General features: G+C 67.1%; 16 protein-coding genes. 10 read left to right on the forward strand and 6 right to left on the reverse strand.

The window, feature by feature from the left end; genetic code table 11:
- Positions 1 to 94: 94 nt before the first annotated feature.
- On the reverse strand, positions 95 to 1012 hold the full coding sequence (locus ACZK3W_RS03245; RefSeq protein ID WP_478450464.1) for a LysR family transcriptional regulator: 918 nt from the start codon (positions 1010 to 1012) through the stop codon (positions 95 to 97).
- 93 nt (positions 1013 to 1105) lie between these two features.
- Here ACZK3W_RS03245 and ACZK3W_RS03250 point away from each other — a divergent pair, with 93 nt between their 5' ends.
- Entirely contained in the window at positions 1106 to 2287 is a 1182-nt protein-coding gene (locus ACZK3W_RS03250; RefSeq protein ID WP_478450465.1) for an MFS transporter, read from the forward strand.
- Between the two features lie 81 nt (positions 2288 to 2368).
- On the opposite strand, the gene ACZK3W_RS03255 is transcribed toward ACZK3W_RS03250, so the two are convergent.
- Both ACZK3W_RS03255 and ACZK3W_RS03260 read right to left on the reverse strand, forming a co-directional pair.
- Complete coding sequence (locus ACZK3W_RS03255; protein WP_132809230.1) at positions 2369 to 3334, reverse strand: ribokinase; 966 nt, start codon at positions 3332 to 3334, stop codon at positions 2369 to 2371.
- A gap of 25 nt (positions 3335 to 3359) precedes the next feature.
- Positions 3360 to 4658, reverse strand: coding sequence for a NupC/NupG family nucleoside CNT transporter (locus tag ACZK3W_RS03260; RefSeq protein ID WP_010481870.1), 1299 nt, complete (start codon positions 4656 to 4658; stop codon positions 3360 to 3362).
- A gap of 193 nt (positions 4659 to 4851) precedes the next feature.
- On the opposite strand from ACZK3W_RS03260, the gene ACZK3W_RS03265 reads away from it, so the two are divergent.
- The 7 genes from ACZK3W_RS03265 to ACZK3W_RS03295 all read left to right on the forward strand — a co-directional run bounded on the left by ACZK3W_RS03265 (position 4852) and on the right by ACZK3W_RS03295 (position 11484).
- Complete coding sequence (locus ACZK3W_RS03265; protein WP_032129941.1) at positions 4852 to 5823, forward strand: aldo/keto reductase; 972 nt, start codon at positions 4852 to 4854, stop codon at positions 5821 to 5823.
- Between the two features lie 289 nt (positions 5824 to 6112).
- The gene (gene hemP, locus ACZK3W_RS03270) at positions 6113 to 6307 is read left to right on the forward strand and encodes a hemin uptake protein HemP (protein ID WP_005412278.1); all 195 of its coding nucleotides are present in this window, start codon (positions 6113 to 6115) and stop codon (positions 6305 to 6307) included.
- Between the two features lie 153 nt (positions 6308 to 6460).
- Positions 6461 to 8704, forward strand: coding sequence for a TonB-dependent hemoglobin/transferrin/lactoferrin family receptor (locus ACZK3W_RS03275; protein ID WP_478450466.1), 2244 nt, complete (start codon positions 6461 to 6463; stop codon positions 8702 to 8704).
- A 4-nt stretch (positions 8705 to 8708) separates the two neighbouring features.
- Positions 8709 to 9308, forward strand: a complete 600-nt coding sequence (locus ACZK3W_RS03280) for a Hemin transport protein (protein WP_478450467.1) — start codon at positions 8709 to 8711, stop codon at positions 9306 to 9308.
- 73 nt (positions 9309 to 9381) lie between these two features.
- Positions 9382 to 10308 (forward strand): DUF6607 family protein, encoded by a 927-nt coding sequence (locus ACZK3W_RS03285; RefSeq protein ID WP_478450468.1) that lies wholly within the window; start codon positions 9382 to 9384, stop codon positions 10306 to 10308.
- 256 nt (positions 10309 to 10564) lie between these two features.
- Positions 10565 to 11095 (forward strand): hypothetical protein, encoded by a 531-nt coding sequence (locus ACZK3W_RS03290; RefSeq protein ID WP_154352012.1) that lies wholly within the window; start codon positions 10565 to 10567, stop codon positions 11093 to 11095.
- Entirely contained in the window at positions 11095 to 11484 is a 390-nt protein-coding gene (locus tag ACZK3W_RS03295) for a hypothetical protein (protein ID WP_478450469.1), read from the forward strand. The genes ACZK3W_RS03290 and ACZK3W_RS03295 overlap by 1 nt, the downstream gene beginning before the upstream one ends.
- 315 nt (positions 11485 to 11799) lie before the next feature.
- On the opposite strand, the gene ACZK3W_RS03300 is transcribed toward ACZK3W_RS03295, so the two are convergent.
- The 3 genes from ACZK3W_RS03300 to ACZK3W_RS03310 all read right to left on the reverse strand — a co-directional run bounded on the left by ACZK3W_RS03300 (position 11800) and on the right by ACZK3W_RS03310 (position 15554).
- Positions 11800 to 12285, reverse strand: coding sequence for a hypothetical protein (locus ACZK3W_RS03300; protein ID WP_478450470.1), 486 nt, complete (start codon positions 12283 to 12285; stop codon positions 11800 to 11802).
- A 108-nt stretch (positions 12286 to 12393) separates the two neighbouring features.
- The gene (locus ACZK3W_RS03305) at positions 12394 to 14910 is read right to left on the reverse strand and encodes an ABC transporter permease (protein ID WP_478450471.1); all 2517 of its coding nucleotides are present in this window, start codon (positions 14908 to 14910) and stop codon (positions 12394 to 12396) included.
- Complete coding sequence (locus ACZK3W_RS03310) at positions 14907 to 15554, reverse strand: ABC transporter ATP-binding protein (RefSeq protein ID WP_478450472.1); 648 nt, start codon at positions 15552 to 15554, stop codon at positions 14907 to 14909. Before ACZK3W_RS03310 ends, ACZK3W_RS03305 begins: the two co-directional genes overlap by 4 nt.
- A 75-nt stretch (positions 15555 to 15629) precedes the next feature.
- Between ACZK3W_RS03310 and ACZK3W_RS03315 the strand changes: the two genes are divergently transcribed.
- Both ACZK3W_RS03315 and ACZK3W_RS03320 read left to right on the forward strand, forming a co-directional pair.
- On the forward strand, positions 15630 to 16274 hold the full coding sequence (locus ACZK3W_RS03315) for an arylesterase (RefSeq protein ID WP_478450473.1): 645 nt from the start codon (positions 15630 to 15632) through the stop codon (positions 16272 to 16274).
- 87 nt (positions 16275 to 16361) lie between these two features.
- Positions 16362 to 17075, forward strand: a complete 714-nt coding sequence (locus ACZK3W_RS03320; protein ID WP_002811889.1) for a response regulator transcription factor — start codon at positions 16362 to 16364, stop codon at positions 17073 to 17075.
- The last annotated feature ends 41 nt before the right edge of the window (positions 17076 to 17116 follow it).

Here is a 17116-nt window from a genome sequence, read left to right on the forward strand (position 1 = left end):
AAATGCTGCGCGGATGGTGGGTGAGGGGCGGGATGCGGGCAATGCGACCGGCAGTCGCAGCCGCTCGATGCGACCGTCGGTGATGGCGCTGCGCTCAGCGCGGTGGATCGATCTGCAACCCGGTGCCGAGACGGTCCAACGCCACGTCCACGCGTGGCAACCGCTGCCGGCCCTGCGGCCACAACAGGCGCAACGGCAGGCCGCGGCAGTCCAGCGACGGCAGGATCGACACAAGGCTGCCGCGCGCCAGCGCATCATCGACCAGCCAGGTGGCCAACTGCGCGATGCCGAAGCCGGCCTCGACCGCCGCCACCTGGGCTTCGGCGCTGCCAACCACCAGGCGCGCGCGGGCCTGCAGCGGTGTACTGCGCTGCCCGCCATCGGCCACCTGCCACGGCCCGACGCTGCCGTCGGCGCGTCCGAACAGCACGCCGTCATGCCCGGCCAGCTCGGCCGCGGATGTCGGCATGCCATGTCGCTCCAGATAGGCCGGGGACGCGCAGAAGCGCAGGCATTCGTAGCCGAGCAGGCGGCTGCCCAGGGTGGCCGGCAGCGGCTCCTGTCCACCGATGCGCACGGCCAGGTCGATGCCGTCCTCGGTCAGGTCGACGAAGCGGTCGCTGAAGGTCACCTGTGGCCGCAGCTGCGGAAACGTGTCGGCCAGCTGCAGCAGCAGCGGCCAGACTTTCAGGCGCCCGAAGGTGGCCGGGGCATCCACGCGCAGCCGGCCCACGGGCGCGTCTGCGTGCGACACCAGCACCGACTCGGCATCGGCCAGCTCACCCAGCACCCGCACGCAGGTGCGGTAGAAGCCCTCACCGGCCTCGGTCAGGCGAAGGCGGCGCGTGCTGCGTTCGAACAGCCGCGCCCCCAGACGCGCCTCCAGCCGCGCGATGGTCTTGCCCACCGCAGAACTGGTCAGGTGCAGGCGTTCGGCGGCGGCAGTGAAGCTGCCAGCATCGGCGGTGGCGACGAAGGCCTCGATGCCGCGCAGGCGCTCGGTGGGAAGCATGGGGGAAATTCAGTCAGGAATCGATGGAAAACATAGCAGTAATCGGAACTCAGGGAGGAAATAGGCTGGCGGCCCCTGTCCTGATGCCCGCTCATGTCCACCCTCGATTCCACCGTGGCCGCTGTCCACGCAAACGCTCGCGCACGTCTTTCGGTCGTCCTGCTGGCGGTGTCCGCCTTCGTCATCGTCACCACCGAATTCCTGATCGTCGGCCTGTTGCCCGCGCTGGCGCGCGACCTTGGCCTGGGCATCGCCCGTGCCGGGCAGCTGGTCACCCTGTTCGCGTTCACCGTGATGCTGGCGGGGCCACCATTGACCGCGCTGCTGTCACACGTCGGCCGGCGCCGCCTGTTCGTGACCATCCTGCTGTTGTTCGCGGCTTCCAACGCGCTGGCTGCGATGGCCACGCAGCCGTGGCTGCTGGCGCTGGCGCGGGTGCTGCCGGCACTGGCCCTGCCGGTGTTCTGGGGCACCGCCAGTGAGACTGCTGCGCAGCTGGCCCCTGCAGGGCAGGGCGGTCGTGCGGTCGCGCGCGTCTACCTGGGTATTACCGCCGCAATGCTGTTCGGTATCCCGCTGGGTACGTTGGCCGCCGACGCCCTCGGTTGGCGCGGCAGCTTCTGGCTGTTGGCGGCCCTGTCGCTGTTGATGGCGGGCGCGCTGGCGTTGTGGATGCCGGACACCGTGGCCCGACCGCGGCGCGCGCTGGGCGAACAGGCACGAGTGCTGCGCCAGCCGCCGTTGCTGGGCCATGTGCTGCTGTCGGTGCTGGTGTTCACCGCGATGTTTGCGGCCTACACCTATCTGGCCGATGTACTGGAGCGGCTGATGCAGGTACCGGCGGCACAGGTGGGCTGGTGGCTGATGGGCTTCGGGGCCGTCGGGCTGATCGGCAATGCACTGGGCGGGCGCTGGGTCGATCGTGCGCCGCTGGGCGCGACCCTGGTGTTCTGCGCGGTGCTGGCGCTGGGCATGCTGGCCAGTGTCGGCCTGGCCGGCCACGGCACGTTCGTGCTGATCGCACTGGCCCTGTGGGGCGTGGCGCACACCGCGCTGTTCCCGCTGTGCCAGGTGCGGGTGATGCGTGCGGCGCCCCAGGCGCAGGCGCTGGCGGGAACCTTGAATGTGTCCGCGGCCAACGCCGGAATCGGCTTGGGCGCGCTGCTCGGCGGCGGTGCGATCGAACGCTGGGGCCTGGACACGCTGGGCGTGGTGGCTGCTGCCGTGGCGTTGCTGGCGATTGCAGCGGGGCTGCTGTTGCGGCGCTGGCAGTAGATCCGCGCCGCGCGCGGACCGCCCATGAAAAAGCCCGGGCATCTGCATGCCCGGGCTCGTTCATCCACGCATGGCGTGGATCTACTTCACTTCCACGTCGGCCGGAGTGAAGCGCGGCATCGCCGCCGCAGCGCCTTCCTTCTCGGTCGAACGACCGGCGAACTGGTTGGCGAAGCGCACGTGGCGGGCGAACGGGGCGTCGGCCACCTGCGCCAGCGACGCTGCCAGCGCACCGTTGAAGGCGTCACCGGCACCGGTGGTGTCGATCGCCTGCACCTGTTCGGCACCCACGCGGTAGTACGGCTGGGTATCGCCGCGCAGGTTCTCATCGGCATGCGACACGAACACACCCACCGAACCCAGGGTCACCACCACGGTGCCGTTGCCGACCAGCTTGCGGCACAGCGCATGCAGGCTGGCACCGTCCAGCGCGGCGACGTCATTGGCATCCACGCGCTCACCGACATGGCGGCCGAGCAGGGCGGCGAACTCGGTTTCGTTCGGGGTGATCACATCGGCCAGCTTGAGCAGGCCGATGGTCGAGGGGGCGTCGGCCGGTGCGGTGTTGAGCACGGTGGTGACGCCGGCCTCGCGGGCCGTGGCCAGTGCCGCTTCGATGGTCTGCACCGGCGATTCCAGCTGCACCAGCACCACCTTGGCGCCGGTCAGCAGGGCCTGCTGCTGTTGCAGGAAGTCGGTGCTCAGCGCGGCGTTGGCACCCGGTCCGATCACGATGGTGTTGCGGCCACGGGCATCGACGTAGATGCCGGCGGTGCCGGTCGGTTCGCTGCTGGCTTCGGCGATCAGACCGAAGCCGTCCTGCGCGGCCAGCTCACGGGCGGTGGCGCCACCAGCGTCGTCGCCCAGCGCGCACACGAAGTGCGTGTCGGCACCGGCGCGGCAGGCCGCCACGGCCTGGTTGAAGCCCTTGCCACCGGGGCCGGTGCTGTAACGGCCGGCAATGGTCGCACCCGGTGCCGGCAGCGACTCGCACCGCCACACGTGATCGACATTGAAGGAACCGACGACAACGACACTGCTGCTCATAGGGAATCTTTTCTCAACCAAGGGTTCAACTGAAGTGCGTCAGCACGCCGGCGATGGTCGCCGTCATGAAGGTGGCAATGGTACCGCCCAACACCGCGCGCAGGCCGAACTTGGCCAGGTCGTGGCGACGTTCCGGGGCCAGGCCGCCAATGCCGCCGATCTGGATCGCGATCGAGCTGAAGTTGGCGAAGCCGCACAGCGCGTAGGTGGCGATCAGGCGACCTTCCTCGGACAGGCTCACGCCGGCGATCTGGCCGTTCACGATCTGCGACAGCTCGGTGTAGGCCACGAACTCGTTGATCACGACCTTCTGGCCGATCAGCGAACCGACGGTGGTGGCATCGGCCCACGGGGTGCCGATCACCCAGGCGATCGGGGCCAGCACGTAACCGAAGATGGTCGACAGGTTGGTCGGCTTGCCGATGGCAGCGGCCAGGCCGGTCACATCGCCGATCCAGGTCAGCGGGGCATTCAGCAGCGCGATCAGGGCGATGAAGGCCAGCAGCATCGCACCGATGTTCAGCGCCAGCTTCAGGCCGTCACCGGCGCCGGCGGCGGCCGCGTCGATGATGTTGCTGGAGGTCTTCTCGACTTCCATCTTCACCGTGCCGCGGGTCAGCGGGGTGCCGGTTTCCGGAATCAGCAGCTTGGCCACGACCAGCGTGGCCGGCGCGGCCATGATGCTGGCCGCCAGCAAGTGCTTGGCGTAGAAGGCCTGCTGCGCCGGATCGCCACCGCCGAGCATGCCCACGTAGGCCGCCAGCACGCCGCCGGCGATGTGCGCCATGCCGCCGATCATCATGGTCAGCAGCTCGGACTGGGTCATCCTGGCGATGTACGGGCGCACGGTCAGCGGCGCCTCGGTCTGGCCGATGAAGACGCTGGCGCAGACGCTGGTGGTTTCCGCACCCGACACGCGCATCACCTTGGTGATCGACCAGGCCATCACGCGCACGATGCCCTGCATGATGTTGAGGTGGTACATCACCCCCATCAGCGCAGAGAAGAAGATGATGGTCGGCAACACCTGGAAGGCGAAGATGAAGCCGTAGTTCTTGGTGTCCATCAACGAGCCGAAGATGAAGCCTGAGCCCTCGTTGACGTAGCTGAGGATCTTGACGAAGCCCTTGCCCAGCGCGTCGAACACGTCGCGCCCGCCCGGCACCAGGATCACCAGCGCCGCAAAGGCGATCTGCAGGGTGATACCGGTGGCAACCAGCTTCCAGTCAACCGCGCGCTTGTTATTGGAAAACAACCAGGTGATGCCGATCAGCACCGCCAACCCGAACAGGCCGAAGCCGATCCTGCCCAAACCTTCGACCATGTGAGTGACTCCCCTGGGGCGTCGCGAAAAACGGGAAGCCTAGTGCAGGGCAGGGGCCGGGGCAAGAAAAAGCAGCGTGTGCGCGGCCAACGGTACCGATCAGGCCAGCAACGGCAAGGGCTTGCGGCTGGCGGCGGCGGGTAGAATGGGGTTCGATCCCGGCCCGGATGCGGGCCCGCAGCAGGAGATTCGCATGCAATACCGTCGCCTGGGCTCCACCGGCCTGCCGATTTCCGCCTTGTCCTTCGGCGCCTGGGTGACCTTCGGCGACCAGGTCCCGCGCGATGAGGCCCGCAACCTGGTGGCCGCCGCCTGGGATCATGGCGTCAACTTCTTCGACAACGCCGAGGGTTATGCCAACGGTCGTGCCGAACAGGTCATGGGCGACGTGATCACCGACCTGCGACTGCCGCGCGACGGTTTCTGCGTGTCCAGCAAGGTGTTCTTCGGCAGTGCCAAGGACCCGCGGCCGACCCAGCGCGGCTTGTCGCGCAAGCACGTGACCGACGCCTGCCATGCCGCGCTCAAGCGCCTGCGGGTGGACTACCTGGACCTTTATTACTGCCACCGCCCGGATCCGGACGCGCCGATCGCCGAGACTGTGCACGCCATGGATACCCTGGTACGGCAGGGCAAGATCCTCTACTGGGGCACTTCGGAGTGGTCGGCGGCGCAGATCCAGCAGGCGCTGGACATCGCCGAGGCGCGCAACCTGCAGGGCCCGTCGATGGAGCAGCCGCAGTACAACCTGTTGCATCGCGAGCGGGTCGAGGTCGAGTACGCGCCGCTGTATGCGGGTGCCGGCCTGGGCACCACCATCTTCTCGCCGCTCGCCTCGGGCCTGCTCACTGGCAAGTACGACCAGGGCATCCCGGCCGATGCGCGGCTGGGGCGGGAAGGCATGGAGTGGTTGCAGGACCTGGTGCTGGGGGCCGATGCCGGGGCCCGCCTGGGCCAGGTGCGGCGCTTCAGCGAGGTGGCACGCGCGCTCGGCCATGCCCCGGCCACGCTGGCCATCGCCTGGTGCCTGCGCAACCCGAACGTTTCCAGCGTGATCCTCGGCGCCAGCCGGGTCAGCCAGCTGCTGCAGAACCTGCAGGCACTGGACGTGCTGGAGCAGGTCGACGCGGCCGGCTGGGCCCAGGTCGAAGCCGTCTTCGCCTGACAGCCCTTTGGAGAGTCGAGCCACGCTCGACTCCAGGTTGGTCGGGCCTTTGTAGAGTCGAGCCATGCTCGACTCCGCACGTAGCGCGGGCATTTCCAGGCGACGGCGCGAGAGCAGTCGAGCGTGGCTCGACTCTACAAAAGCCGTGTGCCCCCATCTTTCAATAGATGAAATCTATCGAATTTCAGAATTCGATCATTAATCTCATCAATGAAATTGAGAATGGTTGTTGATTGTCAACTGAGAATCATTATCATTTAACTCGTCCCTCGCACGAGTCCAGATGCTCATGAATGCTCAACCTGTACTGCTGCGCCCCGAAACGCTGACCCTCCGCGATCGACCGGTCCGCGTCGTTCCGCCGGAAGAGGTCATCGACAGTGAAGCCCTGCTCAAGGGCCGTCGTGAAATCCTGATCCAGCACGGCGACCGCTTCTATCGCCTGCGGCACACCAGCAACGACAAGCTGATCCTGACCAAGTAATCGCGGCCTGGTCGCCCGCCTCCCTCCCTCCTGCCGGCAGCGCCGACAGGGTGGGCGGCCCGTCCGCTCCCGCTCTCTCCCCCTCGGTCTACCGCGTGCACCTTCCGGGTGTGCCGGTAACCGGGGGTTCCCCTGCCTGACCGAATGAACCTGATGACCCGCCATACCGCCCTGTGTCTTGCTGTCTGGATGGCGTTGCCGCTGTCCGCCCACGCTGCTGCCGCCGCTGCGCCTGATGCGCGCGAATTCGATCGGGTGCAGGTCACCGCCACCCGCACCGAGCGGGCCGTGAGTGACGTGGCGGCCACCGTGGACGTCATCGACCGTGAGCAGATGGACCGGCACCTGGTGCAGGACATCAAGGATCTGGTGCGCTACGAGCCGGGCCTGTCGGTCACCCGCAGCGCGACCCGCTTCGGCCTGGATGGTTTCCGCATCCGTGGCCTGGACGGCAACCGCGTGCGCATCCAGACCGACGGCATCGTCATGCCGACCCGGTTCGATATCGGTTCGTTCGCCAGTTCCAACCGCAACTTCACCGACCTCGATACGCTCAAGCGCGTGGAGATCGTGCGCGGCCCGGCCAGCTCGCTGTACGGCTCCGATGCACTGGGCGGCGTGGTGGCGTTCGTCACCAAGGACCCGGCCGACTACCTCAAGGACGGCAAGAACAGCTACTTCGGACTGAAGTTCGGCTACGACGGCGAGTGGAAGGGCCTGCTTGGCGGTGCCACCGCTGCTTTCGGTGGCGAGCACTGGAGCGGTCTGGTCAACGTCAACCACCACCAGGGCCAGGAAACGGACAACAAGGGCACGGTACGCAGCGACAACGACACCCGTACGGCGTCCAATCCGCAGGACCGCGACGGCCGCAGCCTGCTCAGCAAGCTGGTTTATGCGCCGAGCGAGGACCAGCGCTTCCGCCTGACCGTGGAAGGCAACGAAGACACCACCGATACCAATGTGCTGTCGGCGATCGCCAGCGTCGCGCCGCGTCCGGGCGCACTTGCTGCCGCCACTGGCATGAAGTCCCACGACACGCAGAAGCGTACCCGCGTGTCCTTTGCCCACGAAATGGATGCGCTGGACCAGCCGTTCGCCGACAGCCTGCATTGGCAGGTGTATGCGCAGAACAGCGAAACCCGGCAGCAGACCGACGAGACGCGCACCGACGGCAGCCGCCGCCACCGCGTGTTTTCCTTCGACCAGCATGCTTACGGCCTGCAGGCGCAGTTCAACAAGGCGTTCAGCACCGGTGCGGTCGAACACGCGTTGACCTACGGCTTCGAGGGCACGCGCACCGAGATCCGCCAGAAGCGCGACGGCTATCAGGTCAACCGTGCCGGTGTGGTCAGCAACACCGTTACCCCCGACACCTTCCCGGTGCGTGACTTCCCGATCAGCAAGACCACCGAGCTGGGCCTGTACGCGCAGGATGAAATGCGCCTGGCCGACGGCAAGCTGTCGCTGGTGCCGGGCGTGCGCGTCGACCGTTACGAGCTGAAGCCGGAAGTGGACAGCATCTTCGCCGAAGACAACCCGACCACGGCCGTGGCCCAGCTGAAGAAGACCAGCGTGTCGCCGAAGCTGGGCATGGTCTGGCGCTTCACCGACCAGTGGTCGCTGTTCGCCGGCTATGCGCGTGGCTTCCGTTCGCCGCCGTACAACGACGTCAACATCGGCCTGACCAACGTGGCCTTCGGCTACACCGCCATCGCCAACCCGGACCTGAAGCCGGAAACCAGCGACGGCTACGAACTGGGCCTGCGCTTCATCGCGCCGGCTGCGTACGTCAGCGTCAGCGGCTACTACAACGACTACAAGGATTTCATCCAGTCCAACGTCGATACCGGCCGCAACGCACAGGGTTTGACCGTGTTCCAGTCGCAGAACATCGCCGACGCGCGCATCTATGGCGCGGAAATGAAGGCCGGCATCGAGTTCGGTGAACTCAGCCCGGCGCTGAAGGGCTGGGCGCTGCGCAGTGCGTTGGCCTGGTCGCGTGGTGACAACCGGACCGATGACGAACCGCTGGCCTCGGTCGATCCGCTGCGTGGCACGCTGGGCCTGATGTACGACACCGATACCTGGGGCGTCGAACTGGCCGGCACCTTCGTGCAGCGCAAGAAGCGCCTGCCGCCGCCTGCTGCGCAGACCAATCCGAACGCACCGGCGCCGTTCGTCTACCAGCCGGCCGGCTACGGCGTGCTGGACCTGATAGCGCACTGGAACTTCGCACCGGGTGCGACCTTCAATGTCGGCGTGTTCAACCTGGCCGACAAGCGCTACATCGAATGGTCGTCCATCACTCCGAGCCTGATCACCAATCGCGCACTGAGCGATCGTTTCAGCAGCCCGGGCCGCACCTTCTCCGCCAGCCTTGCCGTTTCCTGGTGACCTCATGAGCCGAGCACTGTCCGCACGCAGGAATGACTCCATCGCCGCGCCGTACAGCGCGGCCTGGCCGACCCCGGCACAGCTGGCCACGCTCGGCACCGTGCTGTGCCTGTACCACGCCGACGGCAACGAGCTGGGCGGCTGGCGCCAGGCCGTACGCGTGCATGCCTGCCAGGGCGTGGACAGCGAAGGCCTGCGCGAAAGCCTGTGCTTCCTCGATGGCCGCGGCCGCTGCGTGTGGCGCCTGTACCTGCTGCCGGACAGCGACTTCCTGGCCTGGGACCGGCTGGTGGCTGCGCTGCCGCCGGGGCCCGAGCACGACAGCGACGGCAGTGTCGGCGAACGCCTGTGGCGGCGCCTGGCCGGTCATCTGGGTGGCCAGCGCTGGCGCCTGTGCGCGCTGCGCCTGCATGCCGCCGACGATGGCCGCACGCTGGCCGCCAGTCTGTCGACCCTGTCCTCGCTGGGCGCAGCCACCGCGCGCCGCATTGCACGGCTGGAAGGTGCTGAAGGCGAGCTGGCAATCGACGATTGCTGCTGTGCCGATGCCGCGCGGCGTCCGGCGCCGCGGATTCCCGGCGACCTGCCGCCGATCCGCCTGTGACCCACTCCTGATGGAACGCCTGTCGGCCACGGACGGCCTCTCAACGCATCTGCAACCCCGAAGGAAGACCCCGATGAAGTTCCAGACAGCCAGCGCCCTGCTTGTGCTCGCCGCCAGCGGCGTGGCCAGCGCGCAGCCCTCCGATATCGCCCGTGACCACGACAGCATCCTTGCCATGCAGGGTGAGTACACCGTGGACTTCGCCTTCGACGAGACCGTGCTGCTGAAGCCGGGCTACGAGCGCGCGCCGGCGATGCGCAGCGGCGGCAGCGAAGTGGTCATCGTGGTCGAAGACACGCCGAAGCGCATCGTGCTGCAGCACCTGCTGCTGGACGAGAAGAGCGGCCACATCACCAAGCACTGGCGTCAGGACTGGGTGTACGAAGCACCGAACCGTTTCGAGTTCAGTGACGACCAGACCTGGAAGGTGCGCAGCATTCCGGCGGCGGTGAACCAGGGCGCCTGGACCCAGTGCGTATACGAAGTGAGCGACGCACCGCGCTATTGCGGCACCGGCACGTGGACCTACACCAACAACGTGCCGAGCTGGACCAGCGACCTGAGCTGGCGTCCGCTGCCGCGCCGTGAGTACACCAAGCGCAGTGACTACAACGCGCTGGCCGTGATCAACCGCCACACGCTGACCCCGAACGGCTGGACCCACGAGCAGTTCAACACCAAGGTGCAGCGCAACGCCGATGGCAGCCAGGTGGAGATCGCCCGCGAGTTCGGCTTCAACGACTACGTGAAGACCACCGAGGTCGACTTCACCCCGGCGCGAAACTACTGGAAGGCCACTGCCGGTTACTGGGCCAAGGTGCGCCAGCGCTGGGACGGCTTCCTCGGCCAGGCCCCGGGCGTGCACCTGAAGACCAAGATCGACGGCATGGCGATGATCATCCCGATGTTCACCCAGGCCGAAGAGATCCAGGCCGGCAAGAAGGTGAAGGACAAGCAGATCGACGACGTGTTCGCCAAGTACGTGGAAAAGGCCCAGTAAGTCGAGCCCTGCTCGACTCATGGCGCGGATCCTCTGGTCAGGTGCCGCGCCGCATATTCGCTTCTGGTAGGTGCCGAGCTTGCTCGGCACGCTCTTCGCCGGCGATTGCACGTGGCATCCATGCTCGGGGTCGCGTTACATGGCGCCTGATGCGTATCGCTTTGACGTAATTCGCCACATTCTCTCGAAACCTCCGCTCGGAGGTTGGGGGTGCGATAGGGTGGGTGGTTCATTCCGCCCATGATCATGCCGGTCGATGAAACTCTCCGAAATCTGCAGCCAACTGCTGTCCGGCGAAGCCTGTGACGACATCGACAGTTTCCATCTCGAAATCGACGACTTCGAGGAGGTGGAACTTGTCTCGCGCTTGAGTCGGATTGATGGAGTGCTGGAGCGCCTTGGGCCTCGATGGACCTCGGCCTATCTGCTCAGTCTCTGCAGTCACGTGCTTTCAACAGTCCGCATTTCCGGTCGTGCACGTGATTCAGCCGATGCGAAGATGTTCCTCGCATTGAGCTTCACCGACTTCGAGCTGCACGCGCAAGAGGGCATCCTGCTTCCAAGCGTCTTCTATTATCCAGGCCCCGAAGGGGTTGCGTTCGGGAGCCACCGTCGGCACGAATCCGACAGGGCGGCTTCGGCTGAAATCGACATCGTGCGCTCCGTGTTCGAAGATGCTGGCATGCTCGCCGGCTTTCGCTTCTGCGAGAGCCGCACTGATGGTCCCCCAGGTCACGACGTGGTTCGTGTCTTTGCGATTCCATTGGTCGAAAATGAGGTTCGCTGATGCTCGTGGAAGAGCGCCAGGTGTTCGAAACCTACCTGTCCGATCCGCAAGTCCATGATCGTCTCGAACAGCATTTCCTCGACGCGTTCACGGCCGGCATCCAGGCGGCCAATCTGCGTGCTGAAGACTTCCGCAGCCCGCATTACAACGTGTTCTTCGTCGATGGTACGAAAGACCGCGAAGCCAACCCCATTTTCTCCGCCAAGCATCTGATCAGCGGCAACATCGTCCGTATCGTCATTTTCGAAAGCCCTCCGGACTACACCGAAGTCCACAACCGGGTAGGGGATGACAATGCCAAGGACGAGCTCGGCGTGTTCACAACGCTTTCGGGAATGCAGCGTGCGATGGATACGACCGTGGCTTGGTCAAAGCAGCAGGCGTTGTGAGCCGCATCCACGCATGGCGTGGATGTGCCGTGCCGGATATCCGCTCCTGGTAGGTGCCGAGCTTGCTCGGCACGCTCTTCGCCGGCGATTGCACACCGTATCCACGCGTGATGTGGATGTGCCGTGCCGGATATCCGCGCCTGGTAGGTGCCGAGCTTGCTCGGCACGCTCTTCGCCGGCGATTGCACACCGCATCCACGCGTGGTGTGGATGTGCCGTGCCGGATATCCGCTCCTGGTAGGTGCCGAGCTTGCTCGGCACGCTCTCCATCGGTGATCGCACGCTGCATCCATGCCATGCGTGGATGCGATGCACTCAGGACGCCGGCCCACTCAAGGTGGTCAGGTCCAGCCCGGCGTCCTGGAAGGCACGCAGGGTGGCCTGCAGGCTGGCCTCGTCCTCGCGGGTGCGGACGCCCATGACAGCTTGGTGGCAACGCACTCGATCCGTGCTGCAGGCGCTACGGTCCGGCAGCAGCAGCGCGGTCTGTGCGACGAGGATCGCCATGTGCGCCACTTCCTTTCTCGGCTTCGGTTGGCCCCGGTAGAACCGGTCGAACTCAGCACGCAGGTCGGCCACCACGTCGGCATCGCTGCGCTTGCGTGACATGCTGACCGGAACCAGATAGGTCGGGTGGCCCTCGTGGAAGGCTTGCGCTTCATCAGCCAGCACCGTTTCCAGCACGAAGGCCTGCACCGCGTCAGGAACATAGCCCTCCGCCGCGCGGGCGCCTGCGGGTAGCACCGCGGTGAGCAGCGGGGAACTGGCCAGAAGGATGCGCAGACAGAGGCTGTATTTCATCTTCATTCCTTGAACCTCGGGAGCGCGGGAGCAACCTTCCGCGCTTCCGGACGATCTGATCGGGTGGGGCGCGCAGCATAGCCCCCACCCGAGCGTGTCACGATCGCGTCAGGCTTCGCGCAGGGCCAGTGCCGGTGGCGTATGCAGGATCGCCCGCGTACCCCACCAGCCTGCCAGCAGGCTCAAGCCGATGCCGACCACGCCGCCGATCAGCAGGCCCGGCCACGGCGGCAGCAACGGCAGCTCGAACACCCTCTGCGAAACCACCACGCCGATCGCAGCGGCCGCGCCCACCGCCAGCAACGCCGCCAGCGTGCCCAGCGCACCGAATTCCACCAGTACCGCGCCACGCAGCTGGCGCCGGGTCGCGCCCAGCGTGCGCAGCACCGCGCTGTCGTAGCGCCGTTCGCCCGCCGTGGCCTGCAGCGCGGCCAGCAGCACCAGCACGCCGGCCAGCAGACTGAACACCATCACCAGCTGCACCGCCTGTGCCACCCGTTCCATCACATCGCGCACCTGCGAGATCACCGCGTCCACGTCCAGCAGCGACAGGTTCGGCTGCGCGCGTACCAGCTCGCCCAGTCCGGCGGCCTTGCCGGCCGGTAGATGGAATGCGGACAGCAGGTTGTGTGGCGTATCGCCCACCGCATTCGGGTTCAGCAGCACGAAGAAGTTCGGACGGAAAGTGTTCCAGTCGGCCTTGCGCACGCTGGTGACAGTGAACTCGCGTTCCTGCTCGCCCACCGCAATGGTGATGCGGTCGCCGGGATGCACGCCGTAGCGCTTGGCCCAGCCGATTTCCACCGAGGCTTCGGCGGCGGTGCTGTCTGCCTTCCAGAAGGTGCCGTTGACCAGTGTGTTGGCCGGCGGGAAGCTGCTGCGCCAGCTGAAGTTCAACGGCCGGTTCTCGTCGTCGTCATCGCGCTGGCCTTCGCCCTGTGCCGGCTGCCCGTTCTGTTCAGGCGAGCGGTCCACGCGCAGCGGCGGCTTGCCGTTGATCGCGATCAGGCGGCCAGTGGCCATCGGTTCGATGCTGGCGTCGTTGGCGCCCAGTCCACGCAGTGCGGCCAGCACGCTGTCGCGCTGTTCGGGCTGGATGTTGATCAGGAAGTAGTTCGGCGTATCCGCGGGCAGTCGCTCGCGCCACTGCTGCAGCAGGCCGGGGCCGGTCACCGCCAGCAGCAACAGCGCGCACAGCGACAGCGACAGCCCCACCAGCTGCATCACCGCCAGCATCCGGCGCCGGGTCAGCGCGGCCAGACCCAGCCGCCAGTGGCCATGCAGGCGGTGCTGCAGGCCGCGCAGCAGCTGCAGCAGCACGAAGCCGACCACGCCGGCCGCCACCGCCAGCGCGGCCAACCCGCCCAGCACCCACAGCGCCAGCTTGAGATCACCGGTGACCTGCACCGCCAGCAGCAGGCTGGCCGCCAACGCCGCCACATAGGCCAGCAGCGAGGCAGGCGGCAGGGCGGCGAAGGAGCGGTTGAGCACCCGCATCGGCGGCACCCCGCGCAGGCGCAGCAGCGGTGGCAGGCCGAAGCCGAACAGCAGCAACAGCCCGATGCCGGCACCGGTCAGCGCAGGCATTGCCTCGGGCAGCGGCAGGCGCTGCGGCACCAGGCTGCCCAGCACCTGCACCAGGCCCTCCTGCGCCGCCATGCCCAGGCCGATGCCGAGTGCGCAAGCCGGCACCGCCAGCATCAGCAGCTGCAGTGCCAGACCGGACAGGATGTCGCGCTGGCGCGCGCCCAGGCAGCGCAGGATCGCCACCTGGTCGATGCGGCGCAGGGCGAAGCGGTTCGCCGCCAGCGCCGTGGCAACACCGGCCAGCAATACCGCCAGCAGCGCGCTGAGGCCGAGGAAGCGCCCGGCCAGGTCGAAGGCCTGGCGCACGCCGCGCTGGGTGTCGTCCACACTCAGCAGGCGCAGGCCCTTCACCTGCGGCAGCAGCCATTGCCGAAGTGCCGCGATCGGTTCTGCTGCTCCGGCGAACATCAGCCGGTAGTTGATGCGGCTGCCCGGACCGAGCAGGCCGGTGCCTTCCACATCGGCGCGGTTGACCAGCAGGGTGGGGGAAAGCGTAAGCAGATCGCCGCCGGTATCCGGCTCGGCCTCGATGATGCCGGCGATGCGCAGCGTGCCAGCGCCGAATTCAAGGTCGTCACCGGCTTTCAGTCCCAGCCCCTGGAGAAGGCGTGGGTCGGCATAGGCCTGGCCCTTGGCCGGCATGCCGGCCTTGTCGATCAGGGCGCCCCCGGGCGTGGCCCGCACCCGCAGCGTGCCACGCAGCGGATAGCCCGCCTGCACCGCCTTGATGCTGGCCATCTGGCTGGCATCGGCGTTGAACAGCACGCTGCCGAAGCTGGCGATACGGGTGTAGGAAAGTCCGCGCCGCTGCGCCTCGTCGGCGAACGCCTGCGGCGGGTCATCGCGCCCGGCGATGCCGAGGTCGCCGCCTAGCATTTCCGCTGCGCTGCCGGTCAGTGCCAGGTTGACCCGGTTCACCAGCGTGCCGACCGCGGTCATCACCGCCACGCCCAGCACCAGCGCGGCGAACACGGTCAGCAGGTCGCCGGCCAGCGCCTCGCGGCGCAGCGCGCGCCACGCGTGCCGCAGCAGGTTCATGCCTGCGTCCCACGCTCGACCGGCAGCAGGCGGCCGTCGTCGATGCGGTGGATGTACTGGCAACGCTGGGCCAGGCGCAGGTCGTGAGTGACCAGCACCAGGGTGGTGCCGCTGCCGGCGTTGAGTTCGAACAGCAGGTCGCTGATGTGCTGGCCGGTGGCGTGGTCCAGCGAGCCGGTCGGTTCGTCGGCGAACAGAATGCGCGGGCGGGTGACGAAGGCACGTGCCAGTGCCACGCGCTGCTGCTCGCCGCCCGACAACTGGCGCGGATAGTGGCGGGCGCGATGGGCCAGGCCGACCTGGGCCAGCACTTCTTCGACCCGCGCCCGGTCTTCGCGCCCAGCCAGTTCCAGCGGCAGCGCGACATTCTCGGCGGCGGTCAGTGCCGGCAGCAGATGGAAGCTCTGGAACACGAAGCCGACCTCACGCGCGCGCAGCTGGGCGCGGGTCTCCTCGTCCAGCGCCGCCAGGTCCTGGCCGGCCAGCGCGATGCGGCCGCGGCTGGGCAGGTCCAGCCCGGCCAGCAGGCCGAGCAGGGTGGTCTTGCCGGAACCGGAGGCGCCGACGATGGCCGCGCTGGTCCCTTCATGGACGGTCAGGGTGATGTTGTCCAGTATGTGGACTTCACCCTCCGGGCCCTGCACGGATTTGCCGACCTGGTCGACGGCGATGGCAACGGACGCGCTGCGGGGGGACAGGCTGTCGATGAGGAGACTCCAATGCGCAAGACGGGATGGAGCCGGCGAGCCGGCGCGATGATGGTGCTGCTGCTAGGGTTCCTGCTGCTGCCCGGGCTGGCCTGTGCCAAAGGTCCGGCCGGCACCGTGCTGGTGCTCGGCGACAGCCTCAGTGCTGCCCACAATATCCCTGCCGACGCCGGGTGGGTGAGCCTGCTGCAGCAGCGGGTCAGGCAGCAGTCGAAAACACCGGCGCGCATCGTCAATGCCAGCATGAGCGGTGAGACCACCGCCGGCGCGCTGACCCGCCTGCCAAGTCTGCTGGCCAAGGAAAAACCCACCGTAGTGGTGATTGCCCTAGGCGGCAATGACGCACTGCGCGGGCTGACCCCGGCGCAGGTGCAGGGCAACCTGGAAAAGATGGTGCAGGCCAGCCAGAAGGCCGGTGCCAAGGTGTTGCTGCTCGGCATCGATGTGCCGCCCAACTATGGGCCGGGTTATCGCCAGCGGCTGGCGGCGGCCTACAAGGCACTGGCCACGCAGTACAAGGTGCCGCTGCTGCCGTTCCTGCTGGAGGGCGTGGCACTGCAGCCGGGGCTGATGCAGTCTGATGGCCTGCACCCGACCGCGCAGGCGCAGCCGAAGGTGCTGGACAACGTCTGGCCATTGCTGCGGCCTCTGCTCTGAACGATTTACATCCCTCTTGACGGAACTTCACATCGCGTCCACCGTCGATCCGGCATGTTTCACAAAGCTGAAGTTAGAGGGAATCACATGCGTCAGACGAAGGAGACCTCCGGCTTGGTGCTGGTGGTCGAAGACAACCGCAACATCTCCGAGATGATCGGGGAATACCTGGAAGGTCGCGGCTTCGAAGTCGACTATGCACAGGACGGCCTGGATGGCTACCGCCTTGCGGCGGAGAACAGCTATGACGTCGTGGTGCTCGACTTGATGTTGCCGCGCCTGGATGGCATCGAAGTGTGCCGTCGCCTGCGCAACGATGCGCGCAAGTCCACCCCGGTGCTGATGCTCACGGCACGCGACACGCTGGATGACAAGCTCACCGGCCTCGGTTTCGGCGCCGATGACTACCTGACCAAGCCGTTCGCGATCCAGGAGCTGGAAGCCCGCCTGCGCGCGCTGATCCGCCGCGAGCGTCGCCAGGTGGGTTCGGAAGTGCTGAAGGTCGCCGACCTGGTGCTCGATCCGGTCAGCATGCGTGCCACCCGTGCCGGTACCGAGCTGCAGCTGTCGCCGATCGGCCTGCGCCTGCTGACCATCCTGATGCGCGAATCGCCGCGCGTGGTCACCCGCCAGGAGATCGAACGCGAGATCTGGGGCAACGGCCTGCCGGATTCGGACACCCTGCGCAGCCACCTGTACAACCTGCGCAAGATCATCGACAAGCCGTTCGACCGTCCGCTGCTGCATACCGTGCAGAGTGCCGGCTACCGCATTGCCGACATCGCCCAGCCGATGGCCTGAGCAGGCCCGCGCCGGTGCAGCCGCAGGCCGGGCCGGGCTGC

Source organism: Stenotrophomonas sp. 80084_Sma (genome assembly GCF_056481995.1).